Source organism: Actinoplanes hulinensis, from assembly GCF_019429605.1.
Lineage (GTDB): Bacteria > Actinomycetota > Actinomycetes > Mycobacteriales > Micromonosporaceae > Actinoplanes > Actinoplanes campanulatus.
On the sequence record NZ_JAHXZI010000007.1, the window covers coordinates 242,653 to 257,938 of the forward strand.

Annotated in this window: 17 protein-coding genes and 1 pseudogene; 5 read left to right on the forward strand and 13 right to left on the reverse strand. The window is 71.0% G+C overall.

What is annotated here, in order from left to right:
• Positions 1-54: 54 nt before the first annotated feature.
• Positions 55-959 (forward strand): IS5 family transposase gene (locus tag KZ829_RS15370; RefSeq protein WP_372453870.1). Its coding sequence is split into 2 segments (ribosomal slippage): positions 55-406 and positions 406-959, totalling 906 coding nucleotides; the frame shifts between segments, so codons are not numbered across the junction.
• Positions 960-1,242: 283 nt separating this feature from the next.
• Positions 1,243-1,815 (forward strand): transglutaminase-like domain-containing protein, encoded by a 573-nt coding sequence (locus KZ829_RS15375; protein WP_220144572.1) that lies wholly within the window; start codon positions 1,243-1,245, stop codon positions 1,813-1,815.
• Here KZ829_RS15375 and KZ829_RS15380 read toward each other — a convergent pair whose 3' ends face one another.
• The 4 genes from KZ829_RS15380 to KZ829_RS15395 all read right to left on the reverse strand — a co-directional run bounded on the left by KZ829_RS15380 (position 1,816) and on the right by KZ829_RS15395 (position 5,721).
• Entirely contained in the window at positions 1,816-2,391 is a 576-nt protein-coding gene (locus tag KZ829_RS15380; RefSeq protein WP_220144573.1) for an ATP-binding protein, read from the reverse strand.
• 293 nt (positions 2,392-2,684) lie between these two features.
• Positions 2,685-2,924, reverse strand: coding sequence for a hypothetical protein (locus KZ829_RS15385; protein ID WP_220144574.1), 240 nt, complete (start codon positions 2,922-2,924; stop codon positions 2,685-2,687).
• A gap of 131 nt (positions 2,925-3,055) precedes the next feature.
• Positions 3,056-4,927, reverse strand: a complete 1,872-nt coding sequence (locus tag KZ829_RS15390; RefSeq protein WP_220144575.1) for a hypothetical protein — start codon at positions 4,925-4,927, stop codon at positions 3,056-3,058.
• On the reverse strand, positions 4,912-5,721 hold the full coding sequence (locus KZ829_RS15395; protein ID WP_246635709.1) for an ABC transporter ATP-binding protein: 810 nt from the start codon (positions 5,719-5,721) through the stop codon (positions 4,912-4,914). Before KZ829_RS15395 ends, KZ829_RS15390 begins: the two co-directional genes overlap by 16 nt.
• Before the next feature lie 293 nt (positions 5,722-6,014).
• On the opposite strand from KZ829_RS15395, the pseudogene KZ829_RS44885 reads away from it, so the two are divergent.
• The 3 genes and pseudogenes from KZ829_RS44885 to KZ829_RS15405 all read left to right on the forward strand — a co-directional run.
• A pseudogene (locus KZ829_RS44885) lies at positions 6,015-6,248 on the forward strand (FAD-dependent monooxygenase); the annotation flags it as partial.
• 88 nt (positions 6,249-6,336) lie between these two features.
• Positions 6,337-6,759: a hypothetical protein gene (locus KZ829_RS42970; RefSeq protein WP_246635649.1), complete on the forward strand. Its 423-nt coding sequence runs from the start codon at positions 6,337-6,339 to the stop codon at positions 6,757-6,759.
• Positions 6,760-6,989: 230 nt separating this feature from the next.
• Complete coding sequence (locus KZ829_RS15405) at positions 6,990-7,649, forward strand: Bax inhibitor-1/YccA family protein (RefSeq protein ID WP_220144576.1); 660 nt, start codon at positions 6,990-6,992, stop codon at positions 7,647-7,649.
• 4 nt (positions 7,650-7,653) lie between these two features.
• Here KZ829_RS15405 and KZ829_RS15410 read toward each other — a convergent pair whose 3' ends face one another.
• From KZ829_RS15410 to KZ829_RS15450, 9 genes are all read right to left on the reverse strand, one after another.
• Positions 7,654-8,424: a hypothetical protein gene (locus KZ829_RS15410; protein ID WP_220144577.1), complete on the reverse strand. Its 771-nt coding sequence runs from the start codon at positions 8,422-8,424 to the stop codon at positions 7,654-7,656.
• A complete protein-coding gene (locus KZ829_RS15415; protein WP_220144578.1) occupies positions 8,421-9,512 on the reverse strand; it encodes a glycosyltransferase family 4 protein in 1,092 nt (363 codons plus the stop codon). Before KZ829_RS15415 ends, KZ829_RS15410 begins: the two co-directional genes overlap by 4 nt.
• On the reverse strand, positions 9,513-9,851 hold the full coding sequence (locus KZ829_RS15420; RefSeq protein ID WP_220144579.1) for a hypothetical protein: 339 nt from the start codon (positions 9,849-9,851) through the stop codon (positions 9,513-9,515).
• A gap of 5 nt (positions 9,852-9,856) precedes the next feature.
• A complete protein-coding gene (locus KZ829_RS15425) occupies positions 9,857-10,561 on the reverse strand; it encodes a hypothetical protein (protein ID WP_220144580.1) in 705 nt (234 codons plus the stop codon).
• 13 nt (positions 10,562-10,574) lie between these two features.
• The gene (locus KZ829_RS15430; RefSeq protein ID WP_308285499.1) at positions 10,575-11,711 is read right to left on the reverse strand and encodes a glycosyltransferase family 4 protein; all 1,137 of its coding nucleotides are present in this window, start codon (positions 11,709-11,711) and stop codon (positions 10,575-10,577) included.
• The gene (locus tag KZ829_RS15435) at positions 11,704-12,573 is read right to left on the reverse strand and encodes an NAD-dependent epimerase/dehydratase family protein (RefSeq protein ID WP_220144581.1); all 870 of its coding nucleotides are present in this window, start codon (positions 12,571-12,573) and stop codon (positions 11,704-11,706) included. Before KZ829_RS15435 ends, KZ829_RS15430 begins: the two co-directional genes overlap by 8 nt.
• A 209-nt stretch (positions 12,574-12,782) precedes the next feature.
• Positions 12,783-13,529, reverse strand: a complete 747-nt coding sequence (locus tag KZ829_RS15440) for a DUF4166 domain-containing protein (protein WP_220144582.1) — start codon at positions 13,527-13,529, stop codon at positions 12,783-12,785.
• Positions 13,530-13,864: 335 nt separating this feature from the next.
• Positions 13,865-14,593: a hypothetical protein gene (locus KZ829_RS15445; protein ID WP_308285500.1), complete on the reverse strand. Its 729-nt coding sequence runs from the start codon at positions 14,591-14,593 to the stop codon at positions 13,865-13,867.
• 50 nt (positions 14,594-14,643) lie between these two features.
• Positions 14,644-15,258 carry a DUF2306 domain-containing protein gene (locus KZ829_RS15450; RefSeq protein WP_220144583.1) on the reverse strand — a complete coding sequence of 205 codons (615 nt, stop codon included), beginning with the start codon at positions 15,256-15,258 and terminating at the stop codon, positions 14,644-14,646.
• Positions 15,259-15,286: the final 28 nt, after the last annotated feature.

A 15,286-nucleotide genomic window follows, 5' to 3' on the forward strand; every position in this document is an offset into this window, starting at 1 on the left:
TGTTGTAGATCTTGAGGGAAGATCTTGATGTGTCTCGATGTTGATCGAGGCGCTATGAGCGCAAGATTTGAACTCACCGATGCTGAGTGGGTTCTGCTTCAGCCGCTGCTGCCGCAGGACCCGCCCCGCGGTGGTCGCTGGCGTGACCACCGCACCGTCATCTCCGGAATCCTGTTCCGCGAACGCACCGGCATCCAGTGGCGTGACCTGCCATCTCGGTTCGGGAACTGGCAGACCGTCTACCAGCGCAAACGCCGCTGGGCCCTGGACGGCACCTGGCAGCGCATCGCCGAACGGCTGCGCCTGGGCGCCGACGACGGCGACCCGGACTGGACCGTAGGCATCGACTCCACCGTCGTCCGCGCCCACCAGCACGCCGCCGGCGCCCGTCACCGGCCACCGGCTGACCAGTCAAAACCCTGACGGCGACCGGCCCCGCCACCGAACCCGAAGCCCTGGGCCGCTCCCGGGGCGGGTTCAGCACCAAGCTGCACCTGGCCGCCGACCTGCGCAGCAGGCCCATCTCCCGATCCCTGACCGCCGGACAACGCCACGACCGCATCGGCTACGACCAGGTCATGGCCGGCATCCGCATGCCCCGCCGCCGTGGACGACCCCGCACCCGACCCGACCGGCTGCTGGGCGACAAGGCGTACTCGGTCGCCGCGATCCGCACCGGCCTGCGCCGACGCGGCATCGCCGCGACCATTCCCGAACGCCGCGACCAGCAGAAGAACCGACTCAAACGCGGTTCCCGCGGCGGCCGGCCACCGGCATTCGACCCCGACCGCTACCGGCAGCGCAACACCGTCGAACGCGCCGTCTCCAAACTCAAACAGTTCCGCGCCGTCGCGACCCGCTACGACAAACGGGCCTTCATGTACCTGGCCACAGTCGACATCGCCACCATCAAAATCTGGCTCCGCGACCTCACCAAAGATCCACTACACACGACCTAGTCCTCGTCGTCGCCCTGGACCCGGCCGCCCAGCGCGGCGGGCGAGGCGCTCGGTGCCGTCCGAGTAGACGCCCTTGATGTCGACCTTGTCCTCGCGCCAGCTGAAGCCGACGGCCTCGCCGCGGTCCGATGTCGCTCCAGACCACATAGCCGGCAAACCGCAGCTCAGGCGTGTCGTCAGCGATTTCCTCCCAGTCCAGCCGGCTGATCGGGTCGGTCTCGCTCTCGAACCCGTTCTCGGCCCGGGTGATGTGGAAGTCGTACCCATGGCCGACACTCTAGAAATGGATCTTCGAGCTGGCGACCCCTCGCGATATCTCGGCGCCGACGACATCGTCGAGACAAACCATCCGGCGGTACGGGCATTGGCCGCCGGCCTACGCGCGGCCCACCCCTCGGACGCGGAGTTCGCGCGGGCCGCCTTCGAATGGGTACGGGACCGCGTCCAGCACTCGATCGACGCGCGGGATCCGCGGGTCACGCTCACCGCCGGTGAGGTGCTCGACGCCCGGGTCGGGCTGTGTTACGCCAAGTCGCACCTGCTGGCGGCGGTCACCCGGGCGGGCGGCGTCCCCACCGGACTGTGCTACCAGCAGTTGCCCGGCGAGTCCGGGCCGGTGCTGCACGGGCTGGTCGCCGTGCACCTCGACGGCCGCTGGCACCGGCAGGATCCGCGCGGCAACCGGCCCGGCATCGACGCACAGTTCCGGCTCGGCGAGGAGCGGCTCGCCTTCCCGGTGGACGAGGGGGATCTGCCCGAGGTGCACGTGTCGCCGTCACCCGCCGTGGTCGCCGCGCTGCGTGGCGCCGACGACGTGCTGGAACTGTGCCGGAGCGGGCTGCCCGCCGCACCCTGATCAGATCGTGGCGAGACGGAAGTGGGTGATGGCCGTTTCGGCCACCTCGGCGGCTTCGAGGTGGGTGTTGTCGATCCGCAGGTAGTCGGGGCGGTCGTCGAAGCGGCCACCGGAGTTGAGGTCGTACCGCTCGTCCAGGGCGAGCAGATTGCGCCGGGACGCTTCCCGGTCCCGTTTGGACGGCTTCTCGGCCAGCCGGGACGCGCCCTCGTTACGCCGTAGCCGCTCCTGCTGAGTGGCCTCCAATTCCAGGTGCAGCACCCGGCCGCCGCGGTCGCGGAACGGCTCGGCGTACCGGGTGATCGCCTGCTCGTCCGCCGGCTCGTCGAACGCCCACACGTAGGTGAAGATCAGGCCGGGCAGGTCGCTGGCCGCCACCTCCTCGACGATCTCCCGGCGGAAGCCCTCCACCAGCCGGTGGAAGGGCGGGCTGCCGAACGGGAAGAAGCGCAGCACCGGCTCGATCGCCAGATGGTTGTGGAACAGCCGCAATCCGGTCCGGGCCGCGATCCGCTCCCCCACGGTCATCTTCCCGACGGCCGGCGGTCCGACGATGAACAGCAATGTTCCGGTCACGGACGCAAAGATACCGATGATCTACGACGGAGCCCTTCAGGGCCGGACTGCGCGGAGGTTTCCCGCGGCGGTCTCGCCTGCGAGGGCGTGTTCACCGCCTCAGACGGAGTGGCCCGCACAGTGAGCGTTCAGGGCACCGACCGAGTAGGCGCGACCAGAGAGGCAACGGTGTTTCCTTGGGATGCCAGCCGCGCGTATGCACGTGGATCAGTGCTCGGTGCGACAGGGACCACGGTCTTCGGCGGCACGGTACTCGGCATGGGCGTGATGGGCACGATCCTCGTGGCCTGCCGTCAACCGTCTCTCGCCGCCCATTCGTCGACAGCCTGATACAAGTGCGTCAGTTGACGATCGCCCCACTCAGCGTCCGGGTCGGGTTCGAGAAACGTCATCGCTACGCTGGCGAGGCTCAGCGCCGACAGCGACCAGCGCCGTTCGGCCGGTGCGCCGAACGGGCTGGCCAAGGTTCCCCACGCGCCAGCGATACGTGCGACACGTAGGCCGACGCACACGCTGACCGGCTCGCCACTCATCCCGCGTGCATCGCCATCCCGCTTGTCGCCGCGGCGCCTACGACCACGGATGTCTCCTCCGAGTACTCCGAGGGACTGGTAGGAACGGGACGGGCCCGGCATGTTCCCGGCCCCGGGCTCCGCGTCGTCGGTCAGACGGATTCGAGTTCGTGGTCGTTTGCGGGTTCGGGCGTCGCACTCGCGTTCCCGGCTGCTCCGACGCGGTTGTTCACCGTGTTCCTCAGGGCTCTGGCGAGGAGATAGACGCCGCCGAGCATGCTGATCACGGCGGCCGCGATGCCGTACGCCGGTGGCAGGTACATGGCCAGGAACCACGACTTGGTGTCGACGCCGGTCAGGATGAAGACCAGCGGGATCAGCCCTTGAGGGATCAGCAGAATCGCGCCGAGGGTCCAGTACAGGCCATTGATCGCGCCGCCCTGCTTCGACGTTTCCGCTTTTCGGGCGGCGGCGGCCCGGCCGGTGCGCATGGTGTGCAGCATCTCGGGTCCGTGAGTGATGAGCCGGCCGATGGCCAGAGTGCCTAGCCAGCGGCCGGCGAGGACGCCGGTCACCGCGCTGACCACCAGCCCCGCCCACGCCAGCCACAGCACGTCCAGGCGCTCGCCGAGAAGCACGACAGCGACCGCCGGCACGGCGGGCAGCATGCCGACCCAGAACAGGACGTTGGACTGGCCGGTGGTGTCGGCGCGTTCGAGCGGGTTGCTCGGGCGTTTGTGCGCGTCCGGGCCGGGGACCATTCCGAACACCGACGAGTAGACGATGAGCCCCGCGCCACCACCGAGCAGGGCCGGAACGATCGCGGCCACCCACGGCCAGGTCCAGGTGTAGCCGCTCCACCAGGTGAACCCGACGCTCAGCAGGATCGTGGGAGGTGCGAAGACGATCAGGTACGCCCACTGCCGGCCGCGGATGTCGGCTCGTTCGGTGCCGATCGTCAGCGTCTGCCAGAGCGCGGTGCCGTCCTGGCTGTACAGATTGCAGGCCGACGTGATGGCGAACAGGGCGAGCGCCGGACCGGCCCAGGGCAGCAGGAGCCGGGCGTCGAACGTCAGCGGCAACAGCACGGTGCCCAGCGCCCAGATGATCGGCACGATGGCGGTGGTCGTGCGCAGCGGATCGCGCAGCCAGGTGCGCAGCTCCTTGCGAACGACCGTGCCGGTCGGGCCGGCGAGCAGGCCACCGGCCGCGGGAGGCTGATCGGCGCTGCCCCGGATGGTGACGCGGCCATGACGTGGGTTGCCCAGTTCGACCGACCAGATCAGCAGCAGGAGCCCGCACAGGACGGCCAGCCCGGCGGACGCGGCGAAAGCCAGTGGCCAGTCCCCGCGCCCGGCGGCGTCCACGGCCACCACACCCCAGCTCGACGGGATCCCCCGCAGCGTGGTCGTCATCGTGCTGGAGAACCCGGTGGTGAGGACGTCGGAGTACATGATCGCGACGACGATCATCCAGCCGGACTGGGTCAGCACGAGCATCGCCGCGAACAGTAGGCCGGTGACCGCCGCGCCCACCCGGGACGCCGCGACCATCCCGAACAGCGCGTAGGCCACCCGGGACAGCAACACCACGAACACCAGTTGCAGCGCCGCCGCCGGCACCGCGACCAGCGCGGGGACGAAACCCTGCCGGGCGCCGTACGTGACCAAGGCCAGGAACCCGACCGCCGTCACCGCGGTGGTGACGCCGACGAACGCCGCTCCCAGCAGCCCCACGGCGAGCTTGCGGCGCGGCATCGGCAGCAGGGCGAAATGGTCGGCACGCAGCACCGCCGATCCACCCCACAGTGGCCCGATCAGCCAGCCGAGCGTCCACATCACGAACACGCACGCCAGAAGATCGCCCAAGACCTTCTCATTCGGTACGTCCACCAGCGTGAGCCAGATGGTCGCCGCCGCGAACAGCAACCCGAACACGGCCCCGACCAGCATCCACGCGGCTCGGCCACCGGTCATCGAGTTCTTGATGACCGCCAGTTTCATCCGGATCAGGACGCCAGCCACGACAAGCCCTTCCGGGTGTGCTCGCCGCCGCCGACCAGTCGCACGAACGTCTGTTCCAATGTGGTGTCGCCGCGCACCTCGTCGAGCGGTCCGGCCGCGACGACCTGCCCCCGCGCCATGATCGCCACCGTGTCGCAGAGCTGCTCCACCAGCGGCATCACGTGGCTGGACAGCACCACCGATCCGCCGCCGGCCACGAACCCGTTCAGGATCGATTTGAGGGCCGCCGCCGACACCGGGTCCACCGCCTCGAACGGCTCGTCCAACACCAGTAGCCGCGGCCCGTGCAGCAACGCCGTCGCCAGCCCGATCTTCTTGCGCATGCCGGTCGAATAGTCGACTACGAGCGTCCGCTCGGCCGATCCGAGTTCCATGACGTCGAGCAGTTCCTGCACACGACCCGCCAGCACACCCGCGTCGATGCGGCGCAGCTCTCCGATGTACGTCAGAAGCTCACGCCCGGTCAGCCGTTCCGGCATCGACAGCCCGTCGGGCAGCACCCCCATCAGCGCCTTGGCCTCGACGGGATCGGTCCACACGTCGACCCCGAACACCTTCGAGTCACCGGCGTCAGGCCGCAGCAATCCGACCGCCATGGACAGTGACGTGGTCTTGCCTGCACCGTTGGGGCCCACCAGCCCGAAGAAGGAACCCTGCGGCACCACGAGGTCGACATGGTCCACCGCCACATTCGCGCCGAACTCCTTGTGCAGCCCGGTCAGCCGCAGCGCTGCCGGCCGACCCGCCACGTCATGACTGTCAACATCCGCGGACTGAGTAGTCGCAGGTTCCATGGTTCCCCTCGGCATCGCTGGATGGAGCGGAAACAGTTTCGCTGACCAACCGCGCGCCCGCCGCCCCGTTCCTCAATGGACGGCACGCTACTTCCGCGCACGCTGCTAATTGGACGCCGGACTTGACCATCGCCCGACTGTTGACGACAGTACGGGCGAGCCGTCTGGCCGCCTAGGTCGCCGTCGGAGGGCTGACCAGCCGAGGGACCTGCGGCATATCTGACCGAGACGGTTCGCGCAGCGCCACGAATGACCCCTGGGCCGGCGCCGCACGTGACGACCAGCTGGAGATCCTGCGCGCCACCGACTACACCTTCCGCGCCTGCATCGCGGAGACCTGGCGTGACCGCCGCATCCTCATCGCCGGCGACGCCGCGCACTCGACGCCGCCGTTCATCGGCCAGGGCATGTGTGCGGGCGTACGCGACGCCATGAACCTGGCGTGGACGCTCGACGCCGTCATCGACGGCCACGCCTCCGCCACCCTGCTGGACAGCTACCAGGCCGAACGCCGACCGCATGCCGAAGCCCTCATCAACCTCGCCGTCGTTCTCGGGCGGGCCATGACCGGCGGCGGAGCGGCGGCCGCCGTGGCCAGACGCGCGACTTCTGACCGTGGTCAGGCACGTACCCGCCGTCGCCACCAAGGTCCTCGACGCCACCTCACCTCGACTCGAGGGGCCGCTGGTCGACAAGCGGCTGGCCGGCAAGGCCCGCGGCACGCTGCTGCCATTGACGCGCATCGGCCCCGACGGCGTCCTCGTCGACCGGCTCCTGGGGCCTGGATTCTCCTTCCTGGCGACCATCGGGACCGACCTTCCGGACCAGGCCGGCAGGCTGCCGCTGACCCGGGTGTTCATCGATCCCGCCCCGCCGGTCGCGGGCGAGCGCCGGCTCGCGGCATGGCTCGGCGAGGTCAACGCCTCCTGGACGCTCATCCGCCCCGACCGCACGGTGTACGCCGTCGGCCGGTCTGACACCGAACTGGCCCCAGCACTCGCGAAGCTCGGTCCCGACCTCACCGGAGCAACCGCATGACCGCAGAGCGACGCCGTCGGCAACCCGGCGCTGCTCGACTTCTACGCCCGGCTCGTTCCCCCGAAGGATCTCTGACCGCTTGAACCGGCCTACGGGGGCCCACCGCGGGCAGGGCACACGAAGGTCCCCGACCGGATGTGACGCCGGATCTCATCCCTGGCGAAGGAAGTCAGGATGATCGCGCGGCGTCAGAGTGAGGGCCAGACGACTACGACCGCGGAGGACTTCCGATGGACGAGGCCTATCCGTACCGTCCGGCCGCGATGGCCACCCGGGATCGCGCCCACACCCTGTTCGCGCAGACCATGGGGTACGTGGCGGGCACCACCGCGCTGTTCGCGCTCGGCGCCTATCTCGGTCGCAACCTGCCGGGCTTCGCCGCGTTCATGGCCTATCTGGCGTCGTTCGCGGCCCTGATCGCCATGCAGTTCACGGTACGCAAGTCGAAGGAGACGACGGTCGCACTGCTCGGGGGGTTCGGGCTGCTGATGGGGGTCGCGCTCGCGCCGACGCTGGTCTACTACGCGAACACCGACCCGCAGGCGCTGTGGCAGGCGGGGGCGGCGACGGCGCTGTTCGTCGCCGGTTTCGGAGCCGCCGGATACGCCACCCGCCGTGACCTGTCGGCGCTGGCCCGGCTGTGCTTCTGGGCGCTGGTCGGCCTGCTGATCTTCGGCATCGTGCTGATCTTCGTGAACATCCCGGGTGGCGCGCTGATCTACTCGATCCTCGGCCTGGTGATCTTCGCGGGTTTCATCATGTTCGACTTCCAGCGGCTGCGGCGCTCGCGGGACATCGACTCGGCCCCGCTGCTGGCGGCGTCGATCTTCCTGGACATCCTGAACGTGTTCCTCTTCTTCCTGCGGATCTTCCGGGGCGGCAACCGCTGACCGATCAAGGCCGGGCGCGGGCGGCTCGGGTGAACTGGTCGTCGAAGCGGCGCGGGAACGGCAGCATCAGGTGCCGGTCACGCCATGGCCGCATCTGGCGGACCGCGTTGAATCCGGCCGCGGTGACGACCCTCTCGGCGCGGGCGAAGAGCGGCAATGCCGGGTACGGGTCGAGGTGGCCGACGCCGGACGGCAGCCCGGCCGGGCGGTGCGGCGCGACCAGCACGAACCGGGGGCGGGCGCCTTCGAGGTCGGCGCAGTCACGGGCGTACCCGATGAGCTCTTGAATCTCGGCCGAAGGCCCGGAGTGAACGATGAGCCAGGCGCCGTCCGCGACGCCGGACGGATCGGGGTCCCCGGCGGCCGGCGGGTCGGCCAGGGACAGCGGGCCGGTCAAGGGCAGCGGGGAGTCGCCGAGGTCCTCGACCGCCCAGATCCGGTCGTAGCGGATCGGGTCCGAGGGCATCAACGGGCGGTAGACGTCCCAGCGCAGCAGCCGCGCCAGGTGCACGGTCTCCGTCCCCGGCGGAACCGACGCGGCCGACAGCGAACCGTCGATACCGGCCGGGAACGCGTCCACCACCAGCAACGACGGGCGCAGCGTGTGCAGCGCCGACGTGGGCAGCAGCCGGTGCGGGCCGAGCACCCGCGGGTCGGCGGTGAACGGCGACGTGCTCAGGATCGTCGCCGGCTCGTCGCCGTGGCAGGTGTGCAGGTAGGCGCGAATCCGGGTGAGATGCCCGAGCCCGCCACCCTGCGCATAGCAGACGATCACGACACGGTGGCCAGGACCTTCAGGTAGCCCTCGGTCTCGGCGGCCACCCCGAACCGGTCGTGGACCCGCCGCTCGGCGGCCGCGCCCAGGACGGCCAGCTGGTCGGCGGTGGCGTGCGCGGCCCGGTGCACTGCGGCCCGGCCGGCGTGCGGGTCACCGGCCGGGAACGGGAACCCGATCGTGTCGTCGACCAGGTCGGCGAGCCCACCGGCGTCGGAGGCGAGCAGCGGGATGCCGAGGGCGGCCGCCTCGAGGGCGACGTTGGGCAGCCCGTCGTAGAACGACGGCAGCGCCACCAGGTCACAGGAAGCGTAGACGGACAGCAGTTGGTAGCGGTCCTGGAACGGCAGCGCCGTGTGGGCGATCTCCGGGTGGGCCGCCAGGAACTCGCCGATGCCGGGTTCGAGTTCCCCGGCCAGGATGACGTGCAGGTCGTGCCGGCCGGCGGCGATGGCGTCGAGCAGCAGCCGTACGCCCTTCTTGTTCTTCAGCTGGCCGATGACGCCGACGGTGCGTTTTCCCGGCGCCACGTGCGCGTCCCGCCACGCCTGTGCGTCGCGGCGTTCGGACGGCAGGATCCGCCACTCGGTGGTGTCGATGCCGTTGGCCACCCAGGTGACGGGGGTGTGCGGGGCCAGCGCGGACACCAGCGGCGCGGTGTTCGCGGCGACGACGCAGACGTGGGCCGACGAGCGCAGCGCCTCGAGGACGACCGGCTGGCGGCGCAGCGAGAACATGCCGGTGTCGAAGTCGTTGCCGCGCAGCAGGGTGATCAGCGGCAGCCCGGACCAGGCCGCGTAGACGGGCGCGGACAGCAGCGGGTAGGTGCCGCCGAACGCCACGATGTGGGTGTAGTCGCCGATCACCGGGGCGAGGCTGGTCCAGAGCAGGCGCAGCGCGTGTTCCGGGTCGTCGGTGAGCGGCACCGTCCGTACGCCGGTGACCCGCTGGGCGGTGCTGCGGCGGCTCAGGTGGACGACGTCGACGTCGACACCGGCGCCGCGCAGGCCGCGGACGATGCGGTCGCAGGAGTTGGCCATGCCGCCGGGGCTGGGCGGGAAGTTCTCGGTGATCCAGAGCAGCCGCATTCAGCTGTCCACCAGGGCGTCGTCGCCGTCGTCGAGGTAGTCCTGGTCGGCGGCGGCGCCGGGCTCGAAGGCGGCCCGGTCGTAGTCGTCGAAGCTGCTGTAGTAGACGGTGTCCCCGTAGTACTGGGCCTGCCGCTGCCGGTAGACGCGACGGCGGGCGGCGGCGGCCGCGGCCGGGTGGCCGAACCGGTTGCGGGCGGCCGCGCACTCGGGGCACAGGCCGCCGTCGGCGAGGTGGTCGGCGCAGACGGCGCGGCCGCAGGCGGGACAGCCGGCGACCGCCATCTGGCCGCACTTGCCGAGGGTGAAGAAGCCGGTCGTGACCGCGCAGGGCGTCATGTTGTTCACCTGGTCCAGCGGAAGGTTTCGGTGGCGACCGTCAGGATCCGGTCGAGCTGCTCGTCGGCGGACTGCGGCAGCCGCAGCAGTTTGGCGGCGGCGAGCACGCTGCGGCGCTCCCCGTCGCGCAGGGTCACGCCGATCCAGGCCGGTGGCGCGGTCTGCGGGCGGGCCCCGGCCACGCCGCGAGGGAGCCGGCGGCGGACCTTGATCAGTTGGGTGAGCTGCGTCTTCCGCTTGATCTTGGTCTTGCCGCTGCTGCCGCGCCTGGTGACGCGGCGCAGGCGCTGCCGGTCGACGATCAGGATGTCCAGGCCGCTGCCGTCGCGCAGGCCGGCGTGCAGGCGCAGCCACGGGTCGATCGACCACGTCTCGGTGGCCGAGCGGGCCGGCGGCCGCACCGGGATGCTCCGGGCCGGATGGGACTTGGCGGGGACGTGGATGCCGCGCAGGTCGGCCGTGACGGCGAGGACGCCCTTCGGGCCGAGGTCCTCGCAGATCTCGGTGAGCAGTGGCAGGATCACGTCCATCGCCCGGGGCGGCAGCGCCCACTTGGAACGGCGGATCAATCCGGCGTGCCGGTGCAGGCTGGCGGCCAGAGCGGCCCATTCGGCGGCCGGGTGGGTCGCGGCGAACCCTCGTTCGAGGATGAGCGCCTGGTGCAGCGGGTGGAATCCCGCGATGGCCGCCTTCTGCTTGCGCCAGAACATGACCCGGACCGTATCAGTGGGCTTCGACCCGGTCGTACACACCGGCCAGCCGGGCGCGGGCGTGTTTCCAGGTGAACCCGTCCTCGACGTGGCGGCGGGCGCGCTCGCCCAGATCCCGGCAGGCGTCCGGGTACTCCAGCAGCACGCGGATGGCGCGGGCCAGTTCGGTCGGCCGGTCCGGTGGCACGAGCCGGCCGTGGTCGCCGAGCACCTCGCGGATCACTGGCAGATCCGAGGCGACCACCGCGGTTCCGGCCGCCATCGACTCCCACACCTTGATCGGGCTGCATCCCTGGTCGAGGTTGCGGGGGCCGGCGGTCAGCGGGGCCACCGACAGTTCGGCGTGCGCCAGCCAGGCGGCCACGTCGGCGTGCGGAAGCTGGTGCTCCCACCGGATCCGGACACCGAGGCGTTCGGCGAGGCGGCGCAGCGGGCGGGCGCGCGCCGGCGACACCGACGAGCAGACGACCAGGGTGAGGTCGGTGAGGTCGGCGAGCCGGGCGAAGGCGCGCAGCAGCACGTCGACGCCCTGCCACGGTTGCAGCGCGCCCACGTAGATCACGTAACGGCCCGGCGCGGTGGGTGGTCGCGGCACGTCGGCCGGCACCGGGTCGGCGCCGTTCGGCACGAGGTGCACGCGGTCCGGTTCGGCGCCGCGGTCGGTCACCGCCTTCAAGATCACCCGCGATGGTACGACCACCGCGTCCGCTTCCTGGAGACAGTGCTCCTCCAGCTCACGGATCTTGGCAAGGGTGCTGGGTGCGGCCAGCGGCCAGTGGTACGGCAGTTCGATGGACGGCAGGCCGTTCGCCTCGTAGACCAGCCGGGCGCCGGTGGACAGGGCGGGCAGCGCACCCCACGGGTCGCGGACGTGGCAGATCTCCAGGGTGTCGCGGTGCGGGGCGAGCCGGTCGGCGGCCCACCGCGAGAATGCCGCGGCCCGGTCCAGCAGGTTCGGCACCACGTCGGTGAACCGGACGATCTCCACGTCGCCCTCGCGCTGGTAGGCGGGCAGTTCGCCACCGCCGAGCACGCAGAGCAGGCCGCCGCCGTACCGGTCGAACAGTTCCGCCGCCATGTGCCGGATGTGCACGGCCGAGCCCTTGGCCGACGGGAACCGGTCGAACGCCAGATACGCGGCCCTATGCACGGCGTCTCCCCCGATGCCAGTCGATCTGTGCGGCCAGGCCCTCGTCCAGGCCGGTCGTCGCCGTCCAGCCGAGCAGTTCGGCGGCCCGGGTGGTGCCCGCCCATGTTCTGGCCACGTCGCCGGGCGCGGCGTCCTTCGGGACGGTCGGCGCCGGGGTTCCCAGCAGGTCGGCGATGCGGTCGAGGGCGTCGCGCAGGCTGGTCGTCGTGGGGTGGCCGATGTTCAGGACGGTCCCCGGCGGCAGCGGCGTCCCGGCGGCGCGGACGGTCGCGTCGACGACGTCGCCGACGTAGGTGAACGAACGGCTCTGGGCGCCGTCGCCGTACAGCGGGACGGGTGAGCCGTCGAGGGCCGCCTCGATGAACCGGTGGAACGCCATGTCCGGGCGCTGGCGGGGCCCGTACACCGAGAAGTAGCGCAGGATGACGACCGGCAGGCCGTCCGCCGCGGCCTTCTGCGCGAGCCGCTCCGCTTCGGCTTTCGAGGCGGCGTACGGGCTGCGCGGGTCGATCGGGTCGTCCTCGGCGCACGGGCGGTCGGCGCTGCCGTACACCGACGAACTCGACGCCAGCACGAATCGGGGCCGGGTGGCCGCGCAGGCGGCGAGCAGGCGTTCGGTGGCGGTGACGTTGTCCCGCCAGGTGGCGGCCGCGCCGTCACCCCACGACGCCCGCACCCCGGGCCGGCCCGCCAGGTGCAGGACCACGTCGGCATCGGCCAGCGCGGTGAGGTCGCCGGTGGCGAGATCGCACCGGTCCGGGCCGTTCACGTCGACCGGCACCACGTCGTGGCCCTGCCCGGTGAGCGCGTGCACGAGATGCCCGCCGATGAAACCGGACGCCCCCGTCACCACAACCCGCACACGCGGCACTCTATCCGGTGGCCCACCTGCCGGGAGCGGCCCGGGAGACCAAGACCGATCGGTACGGCACGACGACGATCCTTCCCGCCGGGAGCGGCCCGCGAGACCAAGACCGATCGGTACGGCACGACGACGATCCTTCCCGCCGGGAGCGGCCCGCGAGACCGAGACCGGCCCGTACGGCACGGCGGCGGTCCTTCCCGCCGGGGCTACGCCGCCCGGCGTCCGCGGCCGGTTGATCCTGATCGGGCGTCCACCGCGCAGAGAGCGGCGGGCCGGGCCAGGCCGCTGCTCGGGTTCTCCCGCAACGGGCGGACGGCGGCCGGAACCGGCGAACCGGCCGGGACATAGGCCGCCGTAAAACTGCCGTGGTAGCCGAACAGCGGCCCGAAGCGCCGGTTCGTGACGGTCACCCGGATCCGGAACCGTTCGGCCCGCTCGTCCCACCACTCGTGCACCTCGGCCTCACCGGTCACCGACGACGGGCAGCGCACCCCACCTCGCATCGTCTGCGGCCCGCTGCGGATCCGCAGGCCGCCCCGGCCGTCGACGGACACGTCCAGGTCGACGGCCAGGTGCTGGGTGGTGCCGAGGTAGTCGATCACCGTGTCGCGGCCGCCGTCGTACACCATGGTCGCGTCGAACCGGCGGCGCCGGTGCGGCCGCACCTGGAAGGTCCGCACGAACGTCAGCGTGGGCCGGCCGTAGGTGTCCGGGTAGGCGTAGTTCTCGATGGTGAACGGGATGCCGGTGCCGGTCTCCGGGAACAGGATGTGCCGCAGCGTGCCGAAATGCAGGAACGGCACCGTGAAAGCGCCACCGCGCCACACCCGGTCCATCACGCCGGTGCCGACACAACCCTGGTCGCGGTCGCCGTCGACGCCGAAGCGCCGTTGCAGCCGCGGGTGCAGCCGCCCGAAATCCGCACGCAGAGCGTGCTCGAAAACCGAGGTCATCGCGGGGTCTTCCTCTCCGGCCAGGCCACTCGTCACAAGCGGTCGGCGCTTCACAAGAGCCTTCTTTGGCTGCCCACGGCGTGGATCCGCAATCCCTCGCCAGTGGACGCGTCACCCGGAGCGATCTTGGTCGATTTACCACAGTTTCTGGTGGCAAGTCGTTCAAGATCGCATAAACCCGGCATGCAAAGCGGGCGAAACGGGCGCATGTTTCCGATATAAGCCCCATTTCCGCCTAGCCCGGCAGACGGCGCCCCCATGCGGCGATTCGCCCGACCGGCGCTTGACGTGGAACCGCGAACACCCAAGAAGAAGACTCACAAGCAGTTGGCGTTTCATAGCGGTTGGCGCCTCACGAGCGGGCACGCGATTCGAGCCCGACGACTTCCGAGCGGGACACGCGAATCGAGTGGGTCGCTCTTGCCGGGTCGGCGGCGGCATCGTCGGGCCGCGGGCGTGTGCCGATGCGGGGGTACGCCGAGCGCCAGCCCGAGCGCGATCAGGACGACGAGCGGGCGGCCGTCGAACGTGACGGCGGCGGTCACCAGAGCCGCGCGTGCCGACAGCTCGGCGAGGGCCCGGCGGCGGGCGCTCTCCGGGGACACGCCGTGTTCCAGCCACAGGCGCAGCCGATCGAACGACCAGGCGGTGGCCCACCCGAACACCGGCCCGAACACCAGGTCGACCAGGCGGCCGGTGCGCCCCCAGCGGGTCCGGTAGGCGTACCCCGTCAGGAAGCGCACCCCACCGGGAACCGGAACATAGCGCCAGTAGCCCGACCCGTCCCGGATCGGCGAGCGAGGGTCGGCGGAGCCGAACCGCAGCGCCGACGTGGCGGAACCGTCGGCCTGCCGCCGCTCCCCGCTGTGCTCGCCGTGCCCGGCGATCTCGACACCGGGCAGGACCGCGGTGGCGTAGGTGAATGCCTCCGGAACGCTGCCCGGCACCGGGTCGATGCGGCCGAACCGAACGTCCCACCGGGCATGCCGCCGATGGTCCTGGGTCGCGGCCCACACCTCCTCCAGCGGCGCGCTGATGATCGTTTCGACGTAGACCCGGGCCACGGCACCCCCTTTGAGCGAGTGCTCAAACCCTAGCAGTTTTGAGCAGATGCTCAAGACCGTGTTCGCCGGATCACCCACTCCGCCACCACGATGTTGATCAGCCACCCGGCGGCCAGCGTCCCGGTCTTGCCCCACATCGTCAGCGGCCCCGCCGTGACCAGCCAGAATCCCTGGGTGAACGCCTGCGTGCCGGCCCCCATCCCGATCGCGTAACCGCGGATCATCCAGGCCCGGTGCCGCGCGAAATCCCGCCGCAGCACGGCCGCCAGCCCGAGACTCAGCGACACCGCCATGTATACGACGACCACGACCCGGACGGCGGCGGTGGCGTCACCGTCGATCGGCGAACGCGGCAGGAACAGACTCAGCCACAGCCCGCTGAACGCCGCGACCAGACCGGCCGGGACGACGACCCGCCCGGCCACCCGATGCCAGCCGCGCCGCCGCCGCAGCCGTGGCGCGAACTGGAACGCGCCGAGCACGCTGAACACCAGGACACTGACGATGTGCACGATGACCGGCAGGGGCGCCGAGGTGATCCGCTCGCTGTCCGCCAGCACCTGGGCGCCACCCGCGAACTCGGCCAGCCGCAGACTTCCGGCGATCCCCGGAACCGCGGCTAGAAGCAGCAACGCACCCGGAACGAGCCAGTTCGATGTTCGCATGTGCCCATCGTCGCGAGGGACACGCGCC

What these genes read in the sequence shown, in the direction of transcription:
- KZ829_RS15440 (WP_220144582.1), bottom strand. Translation starts at nt 13,529, where the DNA reads ATGACCTCGGTTTTCGAGCACGCTCTGCGTGCGGATTTCGGGCGGCTG.
- KZ829_RS15375 (WP_220144572.1), top strand. Translation starts at nt 1,243, where the DNA reads ATGGATCTTCGAGCTGGCGACCCCTCGCGATATCTCGGCGCCGACGAC.
- KZ829_RS15385 (WP_220144574.1), bottom strand. Translation starts at nt 2,924, where the DNA reads ATGAGTGGCGAGCCGGTCAGCGTGTGCGTCGGCCTACGTGTCGCACGT.
- KZ829_RS15395 (WP_246635709.1), bottom strand. Translation starts at nt 5,721, where the DNA reads ATGGAACCTGCGACTACTCAGTCCGCGGATGTTGACAGTCATGACGTG.
- KZ829_RS15415 (WP_220144578.1), bottom strand. Translation starts at nt 9,512, where the DNA reads ATGCGGCTGCTCTGGATCACCGAGAACTTCCCGCCCAGCCCCGGCGGC.
- KZ829_RS15450 (WP_220144583.1), bottom strand. Translation starts at nt 15,258, where the DNA reads ATGCGAACATCGAACTGGCTCGTTCCGGGTGCGTTGCTGCTTCTAGCC.
- KZ829_RS15420 (WP_220144579.1), bottom strand. Translation starts at nt 9,851, where the DNA reads ATGACGCCCTGCGCGGTCACGACCGGCTTCTTCACCCTCGGCAAGTGC.
- KZ829_RS15405 (WP_220144576.1), top strand. Translation starts at nt 6,990, where the DNA reads ATGGACGAGGCCTATCCGTACCGTCCGGCCGCGATGGCCACCCGGGAT.
- KZ829_RS15425 (WP_220144580.1), bottom strand. Translation starts at nt 10,561, where the DNA reads ATGTTCTGGCGCAAGCAGAAGGCGGCCATCGCGGGATTCCACCCGCTG.